Source organism: Rhodopirellula sp. UH5 (assembly GCF_056839225.1).
This window is the reverse complement of record NZ_CM166390.1, coordinates 1105216-1123268: the sequence shown is the minus strand read 5'-3', so window position 1 is coordinate 1123268 and position 18053 is coordinate 1105216. Positions and strand designations below refer to the sequence as shown.

The window sequence follows — 18053 nt, the reverse complement described above, 5'->3', positions numbered from 1 at the left end:
GAACTCTCGCAACAAGTCAAACACTGGAAAGAGAGTAGAACATTTGTCCCCAAATGTTTGCGTGCCCAGCCCCTGTCGTCGAGCAACATCACGCGAACGATTTCAAATGGACTGACTCGCAACGAGCCATCGCAAACGCGATCTGCCCGGCGGAACAATAAAAGCCAAATGGCCTACTGGTCTGTCAGGACTTGTTTTGAGGGTAGTGGACGAGGCCACGAGTCCTGAACCGGCGTCAAATCTAAGGACTCGTGGCCTCGTCCACTACGATCAACCCTCACTTTTAACTTTGACGGACCACTACTCTGTCTCCGTCCAACCACCTGCAGCCAACTGCCCCCCCTCAGTCGCCCCACTCCAACTCCATCCAACCCCTGTAGCCGACTGAGGCCCTCAGTCGGCCCAAACGCAACTCCTCAGCTTCCCCGTCCTGCATCAACCGATCCAACGGACTGACCACCTTCGCCTCGTGCGGATTTCGCACGTGCGTGTAGATCTCCGTCGTCTTCACATCGTTGTGCCCCAGCAACTGCTTCGATCTTCGCCAACGTTGCTTCTGCTCAGCACTCGCAGGCTTCGAATACATCCCCATCCAAACTCAGCTCCCGCACGTCAACCGTGCCATCCAATTCGCGGCCTCCAACCTGCCACCTCAGCAAGTCGCTCACCCGTCGTTTCCCAAGCCAAGTGGCTTAGGCTTCCAGCCTGAGAATCCTCCCTCCCAACCCGCTGCACAAGCGACGCGTGAACAACAAGTCACAATGTTAGCGGTGTGGCGCAAGCCGCCCGGTGAGGAACCGGAGGGCTCGCGCCCTTCCGCTACGTCACTCGTTGTTCACGTGGTTCTAAGCAAGGCCTCACAGCATCTCCTCCTCCTGCCTCCTCCTGCCGATCAAACATAAAACTCTTCCAAAACGCTCAAACGCAACGCCTGGGCTGATAAAAATGAGAGCAACCAGGCGGTTTGGGCGGTTTCCGACGAATGGTATTGAGACGGCGTTTGTCGCGATTGAAAAATTGAAAGTGCAAATTGCCAATTGTAAAATGCCGGAATGCGTGGATGAAATCGCATCAATTTGCATTTTCCAATTGTCAATTTAACTTTTTCAATGAGTTGCATTCGGTTCGCGCACTGACCACCCTGCCAAGAATTCGGACCACCACCGCCCCTCCGTCCCAACCCGCCGCATCAACTCCCCCGCACTGCCCGCATCAACGCTGAAAGCGTTTCATCTCACCCGCCAGCCCCGAAACAGTTGCACCAGCCAGCTTGATCCCCGAAGATGACGGGGGAGCCCCCAGCAACACCCAAGCATTGGAACCGGATACCGGTCACCAAAGCGGACGAAGTCCATTTTCACGGCGCACCGATGGAACGCATCGCCACCCAACCTCACGCCCCGCATTGGGGTACTTCCGGGACAGCGCAAAGGGCAGATACACCTTGTCATATCCCTCCTCCAAATCTTGCTGGTGTCGTTGAGTCGCCCAAGCAATTTGACGCTTCAAATCTGGAATCACTTGTTTCGGCAAGAACGTCATCCGGTCTTTTTGCCCCTTGCCGTTGCGAACGAGCAAGCAGCCTTCATCAAACCAGACATCCTTGATCCTCAGTCGACGACATTCTTTATGCCGATTCGGGTCCGATCGCTTCAAAACCAAGTCGCGATAGCACTCCAGTGACCGCACCGCTTGCCATCGCTGCCACGCCGGCGCCCCGGCCTCCAGTAAAGAACGCAAAAATCGCAGGACCATCTCACGATTCACGGGCAGTTCGTTCGTCAGCCCTTTGGGATGCGTGAGTGCGTACCGCCGAAGCCATTTCGGAAACCGTATTCGCTCACTTTTGCTGACATCGTCCGCCGACGCCACGTCCACCTCAAAGCCCGCTAAGCAGGTACGCAGGTGTCATCGGGTATGTGAGCCGCTGGCGTTAGCCACGGTTTTCACGCACAACCGGGGCGAACGCCCAAACGGCTCACATGGTTGTGCTTGATCACTCCTGCCGACCTGCTTAGTGTCATCAGAACGACTTCCAGGAGTGGCAACATTGCCGCAGCAACACGCAGCAGGTAAGATTTTGAGCACGGGAGTGAGTTGAGTGATATTGGTCAAACACCCCAACTCACTTACCCCGTATCATGCAATTTCCCGAATACGACCCTACTGAGTAGGGTTGAATCTATTGTTCGCCGACTAAGAATTTTTCGATCGGAGATTGGATCGGTGCGACGACCGTTGGCCATCCTTGACTTGCTGCTCTTCACTCTCATTGTTGGCGTTCATCTTGCGCACCTTCCTCTTGCCGTTGACCACGCGAATTCTCCTCTGACCCTCCTCATTCCGCTCGTTCCCACACTCACTGCGGTATGGATTCAACTGCGATTTCGCCTCAAAACACTGCAGGCTACGCTCACGCATTACACCGTCTGTGTTGTTTGGGCTTTTCTGTATGGCTACGGATACTGCCTCACGCTGAACGCACGGCAAGCATCCACGCCCACTCACGGTCGCATGTTTGAACCATTTTCTTGGGCCTTCGGCGACATGCGAGAAATGGCTGTTCTTGCACTCCTGACTTCCGCAATCTACGCTGCGGTTTCCTTTTTGATTTTGCGCGGGGCAGACCGGGCGATTACCCCAATGCTCGAAACCCAAATCGCGGCGAACCATCCGATGCAACCGAGCGGCGAAATCGGGCGTTTAGAAGTGGATGATCAACCGTCGCCGCCGGCTGATCGGTAACGTTCCCCGACTGAGATTGCACGCCGATCTATGTGAATCCCACCGCCAGCCACGCAAATCGAACCGACATGAACGCTACTCGACCATCTATAGCGGAATGCAAATACTCTGTCCGGCAAACCAACTGGACTGAAAACCAAGTTGAACTTGTGATGGCCGGCAATGAGCTGATGGAGAATTGCGAGAGCGACCCGACAATCACTGTGGATGACGGACTCGCATGCCTTGACCACGGTGGCGTTGTCGCGACGATGGGGGCGAGGATTCTCTACGTGTTGACTGGACGTGATGACCTTGGCTGGCATGGTGCTGGCTATAATGGTCTACCGTTCCACGTCGATAAACAGAATTGGCTTGACTACCTGGCGGCCCAAACACCGAGCGGGGAACCATGAAATGCACGGGAGGACGGGTGGTCCGTTTTCTCGTCTGCTTGCAAGTAGTTCTCCCGTCCCCCGTGATTTCTACCGTTATGCAGGAGAATCCATGAATACATTTTCGACGTCCGCTGTCACAACAAAGCCAACCGAGGATGTGCTTCAAGCGGCACTCGTGACATTGACCAACAACGGATTCGCCATTGTAAAACGCGACGGCAAGTCGGTTGACCTGACTGGCCCCGGTCTAAACAGTACAAGACAAAATCCGTTGCTCGGTGCTTCGAGAATTCACCTCGAACTTCATGGGCACGAACTGTCTCTTGACGCAGAACTCGGTGGCGTCGAAACGATGCGAAGATTCTTGATGCGATTCCCATTCATGCTCGGACTTGGACTTGGATTGTTGTTCGGTGTTGTTGGCGGCATTACGTTTGGTGGACAATTCGGTGTTGGCTTCGGTGTACCTTGGGCTCAAGGATTGACCTGGATGCTCCTTGCAATCGGCGGTTCAATGCTTCCCGTTACTCCTTGGCTTTTCCTTTCACCCATGATGTCCAAGATGATACGGACACGAACTCAAAATGCACTGACGACACTCGTAACAAACGCCGTCCAACTACCCAGAACTGCATAACAATGCCATGCACACCGAGCACGCGATCGGCCGTTTTTTACATGGTGGCTTTACTCGCGCGTGCCGGGTGATGGCTAGCGTTACCCGACTGAAATCCTTCATAGTGAACTGTGCCAATCCGTGACTTTGCCAGCGCTAATTTCGCTATCCATATGCTGTCTGTGGGCACTCACTTACCTGCTACTTTGTTTTTACACGAAGCATCGAATTTTGTTTGTTGCGATTACTGTGATTGGTCTCGTAGTAACTTGGTTCGTCTGCATGGGGACATTAATTCTGTATTTCGATTTAACCATTGCGTGGGCTACGACGGAAGCGGAGGTTGACGGTGTAGTTGGCGGTGACGGTGCAAAGCTAGTATTTGCAGGCCTATTCTTCGGACCTGCGGCTAGCGTGCTGCTTGCGTTCGTGGGAACTGTGGTACACTTCCTACAACGTTTCGGCGTTTTGTTCCGCGTCCAATCAGAAGCTGAGATGCCCTCGCCGATACCGACACACTCGAAACAATTAGACAATCCTTATTGCCCGCCGAGTACTCCGATTCGTGGCGGGTAACCATCGCATGCACCGGAGTCGCGGGTCGGGCGTTTTTTCAATGGATCATCTCTCGCCGCGACCGCGGTGATGCGTAGCGTTCTGTTGCAGGTATGAATCGATACATCGTTGTTTCTCTGATGATTGCACTCGCCGGTTGTACGCCGGGCGATTCAACGTCGCACAATGAACCATTGTCGCAAACCTTCATGAAAGCCACCACATTGCATCCGAAGGTCGACTTTGATCATTGGGCAAAGATCTTCCCAATCGAGACGTTCGAGAAAACAAGCGGTCCACGAAAATTCGACACAACTAAGACTGGCGATCCACTCGACTTATGGAAGCCACATGTTGAAATCATCACCAGCCCTGCTCATTTGTGCAGCATTGAGCTGGTTCGCAAACAACATCTGCAATCGCAAGACCTGGGACCGTCGGTCCCGGTGGATATTTTCCTTTGGAGCATCGCTCCGCCGGAGAAACCATATTTGACAAAACTTGGTGGCGTACCACACCGTGAATCAACCAAGTCTTGGCCAACTGACGATGGAAAACCGTATACGTTTATCGCACAATTTTGCTTCGCGGATTCGCGTGAGATTGTTTCGCAAAAGATTCCTGACGACGTGATGTTGATCTACTTCAAAGACGCAGACAGCTTGTACGATCAAGATTCAGTTCACGTTGAATGGAGTTCGATGGAATTAGACTCGCCACTGTCTGCAGAGCAATGTCCAGTTCCATCGTTTACCGTTCCACAACTATCAGGCCATGTATACCGAACGAACGAATACCCTGATAGTTGGGAAGTCTTTGAACAGGCTGGCCACTACCAGTGCTACCTGTTTCCCACCACACAATCTACGAAGATCGGACGCGAGACGTTCTTCACCCAAAATGACCCTCGTGGACCGGATGACGAGTTGATCTGCGCCCTCAATTCTGTTCACCCCACTACGTATCCACCCGGCGCGAAATGGCCATTCATCGGCTTAGAGACTCTTCCAGACGATTGGAACAAGCCAGACGATCACTATGAATGGGGTAAATACCGAATGATGTTTGCCGATGTTGGCTGCATGTACTTCTTAATCGATATGGATGGCAACGTGACTTGGACTTGGGACAGCTACTAGCTCCAAGCAACAGAACCAAGCAATGCACGTGCGGACTGGCAAGGTCTGATTGACTAGCGGGTGGGAATCCCGCCTGGGTAAGCGTTAGCCGCGCGCCCAGTATCGAGTGTTGCAGGCTTCGTATAGGCACCATGAGCTGAAGTCGAAGTTTGAAGCGTACACAGAGAGGTAGTGAGGATGAAGCGCTCGTAGGTGGCCCTGCGACGTTGAATGGATTTTAGCCCCGAAATTTGGTAACTGTTGGATCCTGCCCAAGGTTTGTGCATCCCTGAAGGCAACATCGCTTGCAGCGTCACTTGGCGAGCTGCAAGCGGAGACCCGGGGTCGGCGGCCCATTCGCATTACACATCAAGCCAATCAGGCAACCAGTGAGACCCTGAAGTTCTTGACCGAACCCAAGCCTTCCAACTTGGCCGATCGAGTATGTCCTAGAAGTGGAATAAGCGACGAAGACAAATGACATTCAGGGAGTCGGATGACCGAATAGTACCGCAGAAGCTTGAAGTCCAATCAGGCGGAATGAAGCCGGGTAATGCTGGCGAAGGGAAGGCGGTCAGGCCAACACGCGTCCAAGACGCCGAGTCGCCCACACTCAGTGGCGGGAGTACGGTTCTGGATCGTCTTGAACGCATCACCGAAAGAGCGAAGGCGCATCCCGAAGAGGTTTTCAATAACCTCTTTTCGCTGCTCAATTACGAGCTGCTGTGGTATGCGTTTCGCCGACTGAAGCGAGGGAAAGTGCCGGGGGTCGATGGCGTGGCGGTGGAAGATTACGAGGAGGATCTGGAGGGCAACCTTCTTGGCCTGCTCGATCGACTTCATCGTGGCAGCTATCGCCCGAATCCAAGCTTGCGAAAGAACATCCCGAAAGGGAATGGGAAAACGCGACCTCTGGGGATCGCTTGCGTGGAAGACAAGCTCGTTCAGCGAGCGATGGTGATGGTCCTCGAGCGGATCTACGAAGTCGACTTTTACGACTTCTCGTATGGATTCCGTCCGCAGCGATCATGCCACCAAGCGTTGTCGGCACTCGGTCAAAGCATCGCGACCGAGAAAGTGAACTGGATCAGTGACGCGGACATCGAAGGCTTCTTCGACAACGTGTGTCACGAGAGCCTCTTGGAACTGTTGCAAGTTCGCATCGGCGACCCCAAGCTGCTCGCTCTGATCACGCGGTTTCTCAAAGCAGGTGTGATGATCGAAGGCAAACTGGAAGCAACCGACGAGGGCGTTCCACAAGGTTCGAGCCTCTCTCCGCTGCTTGCGAATGTGTACCTGCATCACGTGTTGGACGTTTGGTTCGAACGGGAAGTGAAGCCACGACTGCAAGGACAAGCGACTCTGATTCGGTATGCGGATGACTTCATCTGCTGTTTTGAACTGGAATCGGATGCGCGGAGATACCAAGCGGTCCTGCCGAAACGACTTGCCCGGTATTCGCTGTCAGTCGCCCAGGAGAAGACGAAGTTGCTCCGATTCGGTCGTTTTGCCCAGCGTGATTCCAAACGCTGGGGCGAAGGGCCTCCGGGAACTTTTGACTTCCTGGGATTCACTCATTACTGCGGGCGCAGCCGCGCTGGAAAGTTCAAGCTGAAACGGAAGACGTCGGGGAAGAAGTATCGGCAGAAGGTCGTGGAACTGCGTCGCTGGTTCAAGAGTCAGTTGGACGTTCCGATCGGCGAGATGTGGCAGACTCTTAACGCGAAGCTTCGCGGTCACTACCAGTACTACGGTATCAATGACAATTGGCCGATGCTGATGGCGTACCGCAACAAGGCCCGCGTGCTGGTCAAGCGTCACCTCAGTCGTCGGAGCCAAAGCAGCTACGTGAACTGGACGCACCTGGCCCGTCTGTGCGAGCGACATCCCTTGTCGAATCCGCGGCAGCTCACGGACCTGATCGCGATGTCGCGTGCGTCGATGAGTGCTGTGTGAGAGGTGTTGGTTGGGAGCCGGATGCTAGAAAGTGGCACGTCCGGATCTGAGAGGGGCCGAGGGTCAATGCGGCATGGTTAGAATATTGTGACACCACCACAGGAAACCGGTGGCAAACAGGGAACACAAACCCTAACCTAAACCAAAGAGACCTCGGTCTACTCGCGAGTCGCGAAGTCGGGTGTTTCGACAATGGACAATCTCTCGTCGCGACCGGGTGATTGCAGCCGTTCGTCGACCTAAATCATGATCGCATCACCACTCTATTCGACTTGGTTGATTTCGCTTTCACTGTTCGTCTCGCTCGAAGATGCGCACCAATTTCACCTCGTTGAAGCATCACGCGAACTCAACGTCGGCATGCACATTGACGACGTCGTCAATAAACTTGGAACGCCGAGTGTCGGATACCAAGCTAATAGTTTGGGGACGTTATTTTTGATGCGAATGCAACCGAAGCAAATCGGGTATGGAACAACATTCGACCTGAATAACTGCTACCTATTCGGTCCCCCATACCCATTTCCGTATCCAATACGCTTGCGACTTCTTGCCTACTCGGACAATGATCTTATTTTTGGCCTAAATCATGACAGCAGTGTCGTCGAGATTCGGCGTCCCAAGCTGGATCGTCCATCTGACTCCGCATTTGCGTTGGTGGACGCCGTATACTTTGTAAATGATGTTTACCGTTTGTTCGTACCGGGACAATAGACGACGAACCAAGGGTTGGACGCGGAGGACTCGAAAACGCGTTTCGGCAGTCGTTGCCTTTCCGCTCGTCCCCGGTCAACCCCGCCGTTCTGCCAAAGAGATATGAAGATCGCACTGCTGATACTCTGCATATCGATGTCGACGGTTTCTGCTGCACAAACGCCGGAAGCCGCCGCTAAAGACTATTTCGACGCGCTGGCAAAATCAGACAAAAAAGCCTTGGTTGACGTGGTACACGAACCAAGTGCAACGCAGATTGGGAAATCCATCATTGCGGTATCGCCGATGTTTCGCCGCAGCGGTGACACCGGTTTCTTCGAGATGATCTTTGACCGCGTGCCTAGTGCCGCGGAGATCGAAGCGATGTCACCCGTGCAAGCATTTGCCGAATACATGTGCGAACCCACACCACCGGAAGAAGACTCCCCTACTACGCGAACCATTCTCGGGTCGGTCGCCGAGGGTGACTCGCTCGCCCATGTTGTCTATCGTGTAAACGGCATGCCCAATCTTTCCGAGAAGTCACGTGATGTGCTAACTTGCGTGAAGCAAAATGAGAGCTGGCGGGTAGTCGTGTCTCCTCGCGTCTGGGACGCCTACATGAATTTCATGCTTCAGCCAGCGATGGCGAGGCTTTCCGGCAAGAAGGCAGAACAATCCGATGCACGTGCGGACTCGCAAGGTCTGATTGACTAGCGGGTGGGAATCCCGCCTGGGTAAGCGTTAGCCGTGCGCCCAGTATCGAGTGTTGCAGGCTTCGTATAGGCACCATGAGCTGAAGTCGAAGTTTGAAGCGTACACAGAAAGGTAGTGAGGATGAAGCGATCGTAGGTGGCCCTGCGACGCTGAATGGATGTTAGCCCCGAAATTTTGTACCTGTTGGCCCGTCAACAATGAGCTCAGGGCCCAAGGTTTGTGCATCCCTGAAGGCAACATCGCTTGCAGCGTCACTTGGCGAGCTGCAAGCGGAGACCCGGGGTCGGCGGCCCATTCGCATTACACATCAAGCCAATCAGGCAACCAGTGAGACCCTGAAGTTCTTGACCGAACCCAAGCCTTCCAACTTGGCCGATCGAGTATGTCCTAGAAGTGGAATAAGCGACGAAGACAAATGACATTCAGGGAGTCGGATGACCGAATAGTACCGCAGAAGCTTGAAGTCCAATCAGGTGGAATGAAGCCACGACTGCAAGGACAAGCGACTCTGATTCGGTATGCGGATGACTTCATCTGCTGTTTTGAATTGGAATCGGATGCGCGGAGATACCAAGCGGTCCTGCCGAAACGACTTGCACGGTATTCGTTGTCAGTCGCCCAGGAGAAGACGAAGTTGCTCCGATTTGGTCGTTTTGCCCAGCGTGATTCCAAACGCTGGGGCGAAGGGCCTCCGGGAACTTTTGACTTCCTGGGATTCACTCATGACTGCGGGCGCAGCCGCGCTGGAAAGTTCAAGCTGAAACGGAAGACGTCGGGGAAGAAGTATCGGCAGAAGGTCGTGGAACTGCGTCGCTGGTTCAAGAGTCAGTTGGACGTTCCGATCGGCGAGATGTGGCAGACCCTTAACGCGAAGCTTCGCGGTCACTACCAGTACTACGGTATCAATGACAATTGGCCGATGCTGATGGCGTACCGCAACAAGGCCCGCGTGCTGGTCAAGCGTCACCTCAGTCGTCGGAGCCAAAGCAGCTACGTGAACTGGACGCACCTGGCCCGTCTGTGCGAGCGACATCCCTTGCCGAACCCGCGGAAGCTCACGGACCTGATCGCGATGTCGCGTGCGTCGATGAGTGCTGTGTGAGAGGTGTTGGTTGGGAGCCGGATGCTAGAAAGTGGCACGTCCGGATCTGAGAGGGGCCGAGGGTCAATGCGGCATGGTTAGAATATTGTGACACCACCACAGGAAACCGGTGGCAAACAGGGAACACAAACCCTAACCTAAACCAAAGAGACCTCGGTCTACTCGCCACGAAGCGGCGGTGGATAGCTTTTTCAAATGGTCACGGAGCACCCGCCGCTCGGTGATCCGTAACGTTCCCCGTATCAAAATTGATCTACTGCGTTCACTCCATTGACCAACCCGTACTCACCGCCAACGACTGAAGCCGAACACAAGTCCGAGCATTCCGCAGTTCGCAAACGAGTCTCTCGTCCCGCGACTGCACTGATCATCATGTCATCGATCCATGCGGTAATCGTAACGATCCAACTGACGTCAGCCGTTTTCGTTTACTTCCAGCGACTCGGTTCGGGGATCCCGATTACCTTAACGGCCATCGCTGCAACGCAGCTTGTTGGTTTGATCGTGATTTCGATCGGCGCTGCCAAGCTCGGATTCCTCGAGTCGTACCGAATGGCACGTATTGGTGCGATTCTGGCCTGCATACCGTTCGTAACACCGTTCATCTGGTTGGGGATTCCATTCGGTATCTGGGCACTGCGACTGCTTGCGGACTCGGAAGTTCGCGGGGCGTTTCCTGATCGACTTGCACTCGATGGAGGAATCGGGGAACAATGACATGCACGGGAGCACGGCTTGCGGCGTTTTTCGCAATGGTCAGTTCACTCTCCGTGCCCCGTGATGTCCGACGTTATCCTTCTGAAGTTCGCGTTCGAATGAACACGCAATGAACATTGAAACATACGACGTTGACTACGTCCCCAATCCGAACACAAAAACCAAATCCGGCTCTACGTCTTTTCAGGCGTTCTGGAAGGTCCGTGCCTCCGTCCTTGCCGCATCGCAAGTGTACGGCACCACTTGTCCCGAAGACCACGGCAAAACGAAGCCATCGTTCTGGATCGTCGAGGACCAATACAACCACGACCTTTATCAAATCATGCAGGTTTACGATCCCGAGAAGTTTACCGAAGACTACATCCACGACATTGCCGCATCACTCTCCAAGCACAAGGGTTGGGCGGTTGCAATCGGAGATTTTGACAACTCCAAATTCCTAATCTTTTCTGATCGCATTTTGGTGCGTGCGGAAAATTTTGGTGACTGCACCACGCTCGCTGATCTAGTGCGCAAGGCAAGGGCGACGATTAACCTATAGCTCCTGACAACGGATAACCAAGCGATGAACCCGGAGTGGCCGACAGCGGGTTTTCAAATGGGAGATCAACCGCGGCCACCCGGTTATCGCAATCGTTATTTGACTGACGTACTCCAATGCATGCAGCAAACGACAACCTCTACGCGACGTTCGCCCACTGTCGAATCGGCGACGACTTCACAGGCTGTGATTGCTGCGTCGGCCCCGAACACTCGGAAGAACTCGCTGCACCACCGCTCCGAGAGTTGACCTACGAGGATCTCAAACGCTACTCGCGTAAAGCCATGTCAACGTGGGGTAACGTTCGGCACTTCAAGCATTTTCTTCCACGCCTCCTGGAACTATCGATCGAGCATCGTGACGACTTTCTCGATCTCGCTGTGGTGTTTGGCAAACTCAAATACGCACAATTCGACTCGTGGCCCCAACGCGAACGAGACTCCGTAAACCGGTTCTTCGACGAATACTGGGAATACCAACTCGACGACCTCATCGTTGGTGCATTCGAGGACTCTATTGATACTGTCCTTTGCTCATTAGCGAGCGCTCTTTCGTCTGTACAGCGGTTTCTCGATGCTTGGATCGCAAAGCGTACTGACAACGCCAAACGGCATCTCGGTGCCTTCATTCTGAACAATGATGACACCCTTCTAAAAAAGGGACACCTATCGAACGCCTTCTGGGACGCGACGGGACAACCGCACACCGAAGTGGTAAACTGGTTGCAGTCGGATGCTGTTTACCGATTCTTTGACGGACCCGACGATCCAGTACTTGTTGACGATTTCGCGTATGCATGGCCGCAACTGATGGCGATCCGCTCTGCTTTGACTGCGGCCCAAGCGTGACACAAACTAACAAATAACAATGCCGTGAACCGGAGTCGCGTGTTGCGTTTTTTGGCAATGGCTAACTTTTCCGACGCGACCCGGTTACGGCCAGCGTTCGTCGATCGGATGTTTTCCTTCCGCTGGATTAGACCACGTGGCAAACAATCCCTACCAGCCAACGCTCGTGAGCGTTTCGCCCCGCCGTCGGTCCTACTCTGTGGTGTGGTTTGCGGTTGCCACGAGCTTCGGTCTAAACGCATACCTTGCGATGGACATCGGCATGCGTTTCGCGGTATCGGAGTTTCTTTCCGATCCGGTTGGTTGGGCAGGACCAACTTGCGTTTTTGCGATTGCCTCAATTCCCCTTGCCCTGCTTTGCAGATTAACAATTTGGCGAAACAGTTCAGTTGACCCTGTCATCGTTTTTCCAGTTCTGGGCGGGCTCACCTTCGGTTTCTTGGCGTTACAGATCGACCGTTGGCTTGACAGCGGCCTCGCCTCGCTCGGTCAAAATCCGACCGGCTTGGTTCGCACGATACAATTTGTGGCTTCGATCGTACTTACCGGCATCCTTTCCATTGTTGCTCAATACGTTACCGCCACCCTTTGGAAGCGTTCTTTGCAACGCACGAGATACGACGAACCATCGGATGCACATGAGTCGCCGAGTTGAGTTCATTGAAGTGGTGCGTCGTTCGCGGCGACCACGTGATCCGTGCCGTTCTCGCACGAAGTAATTCAATCGCCGATTGCCATCGTGGACTCACTTTATCTCAATCGGGTCGCACAAAACGTCATCCCATTGGATGACGCTATTCGTGCGTTCGTCGAACTCGATTCAACATCTCGGGCAGAGGCAATGTCGTGTCTCTACTTGATGGCGCATCAATCACACCCGTCGCCTGATGAGGTCTCATTGGCCATCACACAGAGTGGCCTGAAGCCAACGTACACGCCTTGCAGAATGCTCTCGGCAGGTCCAATTGGTCCTCAGCTCTCACGAATCGCCAAGTTGCCGGACTACGAACTGGACAAAGCATTCTTGTTATTGATCGCTGTATTCCAGATCGCTGACGCTCGACGGCGCAACAACTGCGGTGACGAATGCCAACATTGGTGGCATCAAGACTTGTCCTGCGACTCGGTTGTGGATGAGCATCGAGGCGGTCACAATGGATAGCGACTCCGACTGCTTCGACGTTGCGTTCATGATGCCGACCGTATGAAGCGAGAACCATGGCGATCGGGATAGGGGCCCGGTTGCCCGGGACCCCTCCCACACCACCTAGCATGCGGGACCGCACTAGGCGATTCGTCGCAAGGATGCAAACGATTGCCAACGCTCTTCTAGATTCAACAAGCCCTCAGCGGTCAGGTACTCGATCGACAAAGCCCGCTGGACACCCGACGTCATGGAAAGACGCCCCGTTCTGTCAAACTGGCTCGGGCCCTTGCCGCTCATCGCAAAACCGCGAGCGACACGGTGGGACACGCCCAAGGAAGTCAGTTTCTTCAGTCGAGTCTTCGACTTCTTCCACTGCTTCCAGTAACAAGCTCGGACTCGTCGCCACTGGTTTTCCGAATCGCTCGGTGCGGGCACTTGTCCAAGTTGACGAACGTTGTCTTGACTTGGTCCAATGCGAAGTACCCCATCCAACCCAACGCATAAGAACGAAACTCGCGCAGACGCGATTTCATCGACACACCTCGGCTCTTTCGAAAGATTTCCGAGGCACGCCGTTTGAACGCATCGAGCCTCTTTGGGCTCACCCGAATCTGTCCGCCAAAGCCACGGAATTCGTAGCCCACGTACTCCAGCCCATCCGTTTGACGGATCGAACTCTTGTCGTGATTGACGGTCAACTTCAGGAGGTCTCGCAAGAAGCGTTCGACGCTCGCGTACACACGTTGTGCGGCAACTTCTGTCTTCGTGAAGATCACGAAGTCATCGGCATACCTCACAAATGGAAGCCCCCGCTTCTCCAGTTCCTTGTCCAGATCATCCAAGTAGATGTTGGAAAGCAACGGTGAATGTGGACCACCTTGCATCGCCCCTTCTTCGCTGGGGTGGCATAAACCATCGACCATCACTCCGGCTCGCAGGTAGCGTCCGATCAACTTCAGCAATCGCTTGTCGTGACGTGTTGCCACGCTTCGCCCCGCGTTCGAGCAAGCTCTACTGGCAGGCACAGGATGAAGTCCTCCCCGAATAAGGGACGTCGCGAGGCAACCGATGCCCCGAGACACGCGATCTGTCCCCGCCCAAGTGTTTGATCTACCTCCGCTCAGAACTCCATCAAGGCATCCGCCGGGCTTCCGGTTCGGCTTCTCGGTCAGCAGCCCACTGTGATCCAAGGGATCGCTCCGCGACGGGTCCGGAGTCGTCGGCCTCGTATCAAGTTTCTGTTCGTCACCTGGCGGGTCTTGGCGAGAAGATGTCCAGCGACGATTCTTTGCTGGCTTACCGATCATCTTCGCAGGCTTCCTCCCCACGGTTTGTCACCTCCCCGCAGTTGCCTTCGGGTTGCTTGGGGAGTGGGCTCGTACTGTCTTTCTTCAGAGCTACATTTGGTAGACTGACTCCTCGAAAGAAACCGGAACGAAGTACAGGGGACTTGCCCCCCACAAGATCACGCCCATGTCGGGCGTACTGCACGGGAGCGGCGGTGGTCGGCGTTTCCGTTTGCTTGCAAGACTTCACCCGCCGCCCGCTGAACCGAACCGTTACCCGACTGAAATATGACTCCAGCACTGAACGCATTCCTTGAGCGTTTTTCAGAACTCGGAGGTGACGCTAACGGCTGGCTGCAAACCAAGTCGCGGTATCCAACCCTAACCCTTCCCGCCAAACACAAGGATGTTGGACCGCTTTGCATCGACGACAACGGCGACGAACTGACGCTCGAAGTTGGCAACAAACACCACACGCACTTCTCTGGCTACAACTATGACGGCGATTCGGACGATTCGCGGCTTCTTGCTGCGGCTCACGATGCTGCCCGTTTTGCAATCGACATGATTGCCGATCGCGTGTGCATTACAACTGACTATCTCGATGATCGGTGCATTGGCTCCTCACACTTTTACCTTGACGCCGAAAATGTGACGGTGGATACTGTCCGTGATTCACTGACTGGCGTTCGCGGTGGCAATATACGTTCGGATCGCTTCCTATGGTCTTCCCCGCTGCAGGTAAACGGCGGGTGACCATGCCGTGCACCGGAGCGGCGTCAGCGAATTCCTGATGGTTTGTTTTACTCTCGCCGACCGGCGACAGCGACCGTTCGCCGACTGATTAAATGTTTGCACCGCTCGTCCTGCCCTTCCAAATTACCGTAGCTACCTTCGCGATTCTTTGGTGCTTGGGTGCGATGTCACTTCGGTCCCCAAAGCGAATTGCTTGGCTGACTCTTGCCGGTATGCTCCTCTTCATCCCATCCTGCGTCGGAGTGATGGCAGTTGTCGACTTGCAACGTTACGGTCGATTCGATTACGCAAACGCGTCTCAGGTTCCCAGGGATGGGTACATTGAGATACCAACAGATGCTACGGACATTACTCTTTATCGAAATGGCGCGGGTCACTGGTCGAAGTTCACCATCGACACTCCGTCGTTACGATCTTGGGTCGACGAGCGTCGTTCATTGCGTCCAGACTTGAATCAACACCATGACGATGATGAATGGCTGCCAAAATTAGGCGGTCCTCAGTGGCAGCAGCAGCACATGATCGAATTGAGCCAGCAAGTTTTCAGCGACCGTTTTCCAGATACCGGCTGGATCTACGACCCATCAATGCTGGAAGTGTACGTCAGGCGTTCTGACCGAGGTGGCGGCTACACCCTCTGGCATGTACCATCCAGTGGTGACACGTATATCAGCGCCCGATACTGGTAATGCGGCGAACCATTCCGACGCACGGGTAGCGGCGAAGTCGCGTTTTGTGTCAATTAAACATTCCTCGTCGCCGCCCCGTGATCGGCGACGTTCGCCGATTGAAGTGTTGCTAGCGCCAGTGCGTGTTGCATACGCTACGATCTTGGCATGGACACAGTTTACATTGAAACCTCAATCGTCAGCCACGCGTCGGCACGCCCAAGCCCAAACATCCCGATCGCCGCGCTGCAACATCAGGCCCGCGAGTGGTGGAGTGTCGAACGTCCGAAATTCAATCTCGTCACTTCGCAGCTTACAATTGTTGAAGCATCTGACGGCGATCCATCAGCGGCCTCCGATCGACTTAAAATGCTCGATGGCTTGCCATTGGTTCCCCTCAGCCCAGATGTCGATGCATTGGCTAAGTTGATACTTGCCAAGCACATGATGCCGCAAAAGGCGGCGGCCGATGCGGTGCACGTTGCCGCAGCCGCGATCGCCGGTGTAAACTATCTACTGACGCAAAACTGCAAGCACATTGCGAACGCTCACGAACTTCCTCGTGTCTATCGCTTGTTGGAAGAACAGGGTTACGACCAACTGCTGATTTGTACGCCGACTGAATTTTTAGGGGGAGAGAACGATGACCAAGAATCCAATACTTGACGAACTGCATGCAACACGGGAACGACTGCTAATTGAATCCGGTGGCACAATCTCTGGTCTACTAGATCGTCTTCGCGCCGAACAAGCGGCTTCGGACCGCCCAAACTACGAAGCGGCGAACCATGCGATTCAACGGAGCGACGGTGGTGACGTTTCTGCCAATGGAGAATCAGCTCCCGCCGCCCGCTGATCGGTACCGTTCGTCGTATGTGAGATGGAAGCGTGGATTTTGATAACGCACTTGACTCCGATTCAATTCGGTCCCACGTCCACGCAGCGACTTTCTTGGCTGCTGAAGGGAAATCTGGATCACCCTATCTAGCCAAGCTTTTTGCGCGATGCCGTTCTGTCGATCCAAATTCCGATCTACTGTCTGACGACCAGCGCCGATTGGTCTCTCGCGGCGCGACGTCGCTGGCAACCGTTGTAAACGCCGCTGGATACGAAGCCGCTGACCCTGTGCACGAAAGCATTTTCCGATGGATCGTGTCGCTTACGACTTCCCGCCACGTTGAGATCGCTGGAACGTCAATACATGCGATTGCGGCCTTTGGTGTGCCACCCGAAGAGACGCGTACGACGCTCGAACAGCTGGTCCGTTCCCCACGACGCCCGGACGACTACGAATTGATCACTTGTCGTGGCACAGCGTTTCGTTGTTTGGCCGAGATCGATCGGCAATACGTAAAACCATACTTGGGCACGCCTGCATGCCGTGACTACGTTACATTGCTCAAACACTGGCTGGAGACTGCTCCTGATCGTTTTGGGCATACTGAAGAGCTAAACTGGTTGACCGGACAATAACGACGAACCAAGCGATGGACACGGAGCTGCGGAGTCGTGTTTTTCGAAATGGATGATCAATCGCCGCCGCTCGCACATCGCTACCGTTATTGCGAAGAATTGGTTGATTGCTCGACGACAATCGAGTGGCATCGAACATCCATGTTTTGCTTGCGTTGCTTTGGTGGGGCGCAAATCGTCGGCAGGAAAATGCTGGTTGGACCTCGGACTTGAGCATCGGCTCCCGGGTTGGTTTTCCAAAGTCACTCGGTTGATTTTGCCTTTGATTGGCAATCACCGGTGACCCAACTTCGCAGATGCATCGGCGCTCGATCATTCCATCGCAGGTCGCTTGCTCGACATGTTTGGCTTTTGCATCGCTTCCCACTTTGTTGTTTCGCCATCCGGCCTGTCGTACAATTTCACTTGCTCTGACCGGGCCCGGCCATTCCGCCCCGCACGCAATAACCAATGCATGCTGCGGAGTGGCGGTGGAGACCTACAACAAGTGGAAATCTACTTTCCGCCACCACGCAGATGCTTCCCGTTATCCGACTGAGGCTGATTTGTTTGACGAATTTAGTCCTTACTCGCCGCCGAAAATCACGCACCTTGATTTCACGCGAAAGGGGGTGACTCGCCTTCCAGCAGACACGGTCGCACACGCTCGCAGGGTTGTTGCTGGATTTGGCATTTTTCAGTTCTTCTGGCCGATCTTGCTTGCTCCGTTTCTCGACTCCCTGAATGTTGACGTTTTTG

The 18053-nt window shown here is 54.3% G+C and carries 21 protein-coding genes; 16 read left to right on the top strand and 5 right to left on the bottom strand.

All coding sequences use genetic code 11. The features are described from left to right. Nucleotides 1-343 precede the first annotated feature (343 nt). The 3 genes from UH5x_RS04110 to UH5x_RS04100 form a co-directional block, all read right to left on the bottom strand. Nucleotides 344-586 carry a hypothetical protein gene (locus tag UH5x_RS04110; RefSeq protein WP_482634808.1) on the bottom strand — a complete coding sequence of 81 codons (243 nt, stop codon included), beginning with the start codon at nucleotides 584-586 and terminating at the stop codon, nucleotides 344-346. A gap of 306 nt (nucleotides 587-892) precedes the next feature. Further along, nucleotides 893-1120, bottom strand: a complete 228-nt coding sequence (locus UH5x_RS04105; protein ID WP_482634807.1) for a hypothetical protein — start codon at nucleotides 1118-1120, stop codon at nucleotides 893-895. A 212-nt stretch (nucleotides 1121-1332) separates the two neighbouring features. Continuing rightward, nucleotides 1333-1767, bottom strand: coding sequence for a hypothetical protein (locus UH5x_RS04100; RefSeq protein WP_482634806.1), 435 nt, complete (start codon nucleotides 1765-1767; stop codon nucleotides 1333-1335). Nucleotides 1768-2238: 471 nt separating this feature from the next. On the opposite strand from UH5x_RS04100, the gene UH5x_RS04095 reads away from it, so the two are divergent. The 13 genes from UH5x_RS04095 to UH5x_RS04035 all read left to right on the top strand — a co-directional run bounded on the left by UH5x_RS04095 (nucleotide 2239) and on the right by UH5x_RS04035 (nucleotide 13147). Beyond that, a complete protein-coding gene (locus tag UH5x_RS04095; RefSeq protein ID WP_482634805.1) occupies nucleotides 2239-2745 on the top strand; it encodes a hypothetical protein in 507 nt (168 codons plus the stop codon). 68 nt (nucleotides 2746-2813) lie between these two features. Beyond that, nucleotides 2814-3140, top strand: coding sequence for a hypothetical protein (locus UH5x_RS04090; RefSeq protein ID WP_482634804.1), 327 nt, complete (start codon nucleotides 2814-2816; stop codon nucleotides 3138-3140). Between the two features lie 91 nt (nucleotides 3141-3231). Then, nucleotides 3232-3759 carry a hypothetical protein gene (locus tag UH5x_RS04085; protein WP_044257190.1) on the top strand — a complete coding sequence of 176 codons (528 nt, stop codon included), beginning with the start codon at nucleotides 3232-3234 and terminating at the stop codon, nucleotides 3757-3759. 647 nt (nucleotides 3760-4406) lie between these two features. Beyond that, nucleotides 4407-5432, top strand: coding sequence for a DUF1963 domain-containing protein (locus UH5x_RS04080; RefSeq protein ID WP_482634803.1), 1026 nt, complete (start codon nucleotides 4407-4409; stop codon nucleotides 5430-5432). A gap of 519 nt (nucleotides 5433-5951) precedes the next feature. Further along, nucleotides 5952-7367, top strand: a complete 1416-nt coding sequence (gene ltrA / locus UH5x_RS04075; RefSeq protein WP_482634802.1) for a group II intron reverse transcriptase/maturase — start codon at nucleotides 5952-5954, stop codon at nucleotides 7365-7367. Between the two features lie 246 nt (nucleotides 7368-7613). Beyond that, nucleotides 7614-8081, top strand: a complete 468-nt coding sequence (locus UH5x_RS04070) for a hypothetical protein (RefSeq protein WP_482634801.1) — start codon at nucleotides 7614-7616, stop codon at nucleotides 8079-8081. Between the two features lie 102 nt (nucleotides 8082-8183). Then, a complete protein-coding gene (locus UH5x_RS04065) occupies nucleotides 8184-8777 on the top strand; it encodes a nuclear transport factor 2 family protein (protein ID WP_482634800.1) in 594 nt (197 codons plus the stop codon). Nucleotides 8778-9255: 478 nt separating this feature from the next. Beyond that, nucleotides 9256-9879, top strand: a complete 624-nt coding sequence (locus UH5x_RS04060; RefSeq protein WP_482634799.1) for a reverse transcriptase domain-containing protein — start codon at nucleotides 9256-9258, stop codon at nucleotides 9877-9879. Between the two features lie 372 nt (nucleotides 9880-10251). Next, entirely contained in the window at nucleotides 10252-10596 is a 345-nt protein-coding gene (locus UH5x_RS04055) for a hypothetical protein (protein ID WP_482634798.1), read from the top strand. A 109-nt stretch (nucleotides 10597-10705) separates the two neighbouring features. After that, the gene (locus tag UH5x_RS04050) at nucleotides 10706-11137 is read left to right on the top strand and encodes a hypothetical protein (RefSeq protein ID WP_482634797.1); all 432 of its coding nucleotides are present in this window, start codon (nucleotides 10706-10708) and stop codon (nucleotides 11135-11137) included. 116 nt (nucleotides 11138-11253) lie between these two features. Beyond that, on the top strand, nucleotides 11254-11985 hold the full coding sequence (locus UH5x_RS04045; RefSeq protein WP_482634796.1) for a hypothetical protein: 732 nt from the start codon (nucleotides 11254-11256) through the stop codon (nucleotides 11983-11985). Nucleotides 11986-12121: 136 nt separating this feature from the next. Then, nucleotides 12122-12640, top strand: coding sequence for a hypothetical protein (locus UH5x_RS04040; protein ID WP_482634795.1), 519 nt, complete (start codon nucleotides 12122-12124; stop codon nucleotides 12638-12640). 42 nt (nucleotides 12641-12682) lie between these two features. After that, a complete protein-coding gene (locus tag UH5x_RS04035; RefSeq protein WP_482634794.1) occupies nucleotides 12683-13147 on the top strand; it encodes a DUF5958 family protein in 465 nt (154 codons plus the stop codon). Between the two features lie 123 nt (nucleotides 13148-13270). Here UH5x_RS04035 and UH5x_RS04030 read toward each other — a convergent pair whose 3' ends face one another. Continuing rightward, the gene (locus UH5x_RS04030; RefSeq protein WP_482634793.1) at nucleotides 13271-13459 is read right to left on the bottom strand and encodes a hypothetical protein; all 189 of its coding nucleotides are present in this window, start codon (nucleotides 13457-13459) and stop codon (nucleotides 13271-13273) included. A 20-nt stretch (nucleotides 13460-13479) separates the two neighbouring features. After that, nucleotides 13480-14118 (bottom strand): reverse transcriptase domain-containing protein, encoded by a 639-nt coding sequence (locus UH5x_RS04025; RefSeq protein WP_482634792.1) that lies wholly within the window; start codon nucleotides 14116-14118, stop codon nucleotides 13480-13482. A gap of 588 nt (nucleotides 14119-14706) precedes the next feature. Here UH5x_RS04025 and UH5x_RS04020 point away from each other — a divergent pair. The 3 genes from UH5x_RS04020 (at nucleotide 14707) to UH5x_RS04010 (ending at nucleotide 16508) form a co-directional block, all read left to right on the top strand. Then, a complete protein-coding gene (locus tag UH5x_RS04020; protein WP_482634791.1) occupies nucleotides 14707-15174 on the top strand; it encodes a hypothetical protein in 468 nt (155 codons plus the stop codon). Between the two features lie 92 nt (nucleotides 15175-15266). Next, nucleotides 15267-15863: a hypothetical protein gene (locus tag UH5x_RS04015; protein ID WP_482634790.1), complete on the top strand. Its 597-nt coding sequence runs from the start codon at nucleotides 15267-15269 to the stop codon at nucleotides 15861-15863. Between the two features lie 147 nt (nucleotides 15864-16010). Beyond that, entirely contained in the window at nucleotides 16011-16508 is a 498-nt protein-coding gene (locus tag UH5x_RS04010; protein WP_482634789.1) for a PIN domain-containing protein, read from the top strand. Nucleotides 16509-18053 lie beyond the last annotated feature (1545 nt).

Bases quoted from the DNA above. Each gene is read 5' to 3' on its own strand.
- UH5x_RS04065 (WP_482634800.1), top strand. From the start codon at position 8,184: ATGAAGATCGCACTGCTGATACTCTGCATATCGATGTCGACGGTTTCT.
- UH5x_RS04090 (WP_482634804.1), top strand. From the start codon at position 2,814: ATGAACGCTACTCGACCATCTATAGCGGAATGCAAATACTCTGTCCGG.
- UH5x_RS04105 (WP_482634807.1), bottom strand. From the start codon at position 1,120: ATGCAACTCATTGAAAAAGTTAAATTGACAATTGGAAAATGCAAATTG.
- UH5x_RS04050 (WP_482634797.1), top strand. From the start codon at position 10,706: ATGAACATTGAAACATACGACGTTGACTACGTCCCCAATCCGAACACA.
- UH5x_RS04010 (WP_482634789.1), top strand. From the start codon at position 16,011: ATGGACACAGTTTACATTGAAACCTCAATCGTCAGCCACGCGTCGGCA.
- UH5x_RS04020 (WP_482634791.1), top strand. From the start codon at position 14,707: ATGACTCCAGCACTGAACGCATTCCTTGAGCGTTTTTCAGAACTCGGA.
- UH5x_RS04015 (WP_482634790.1), top strand. From the start codon at position 15,267: ATGTTTGCACCGCTCGTCCTGCCCTTCCAAATTACCGTAGCTACCTTC.
- UH5x_RS04110 (WP_482634808.1), bottom strand. From the start codon at position 586: ATGTATTCGAAGCCTGCGAGTGCTGAGCAGAAGCAACGTTGGCGAAGA.
- UH5x_RS04045 (WP_482634796.1), top strand. From the start codon at position 11,254: ATGCATGCAGCAAACGACAACCTCTACGCGACGTTCGCCCACTGTCGA.
- UH5x_RS04055 (WP_482634798.1), top strand. From the start codon at position 10,252: ATGTCATCGATCCATGCGGTAATCGTAACGATCCAACTGACGTCAGCC.
- UH5x_RS04060 (WP_482634799.1), top strand. From the start codon at position 9,256: ATGAAGCCACGACTGCAAGGACAAGCGACTCTGATTCGGTATGCGGAT.
- UH5x_RS04085 (WP_044257190.1), top strand. From the start codon at position 3,232: ATGAATACATTTTCGACGTCCGCTGTCACAACAAAGCCAACCGAGGAT.
- ltrA (WP_482634802.1), top strand. From the start codon at position 5,952: ATGAAGCCGGGTAATGCTGGCGAAGGGAAGGCGGTCAGGCCAACACGC.
- UH5x_RS04080 (WP_482634803.1), top strand. From the start codon at position 4,407: ATGAATCGATACATCGTTGTTTCTCTGATGATTGCACTCGCCGGTTGT.
- UH5x_RS04070 (WP_482634801.1), top strand. From the start codon at position 7,614: ATGATCGCATCACCACTCTATTCGACTTGGTTGATTTCGCTTTCACTG.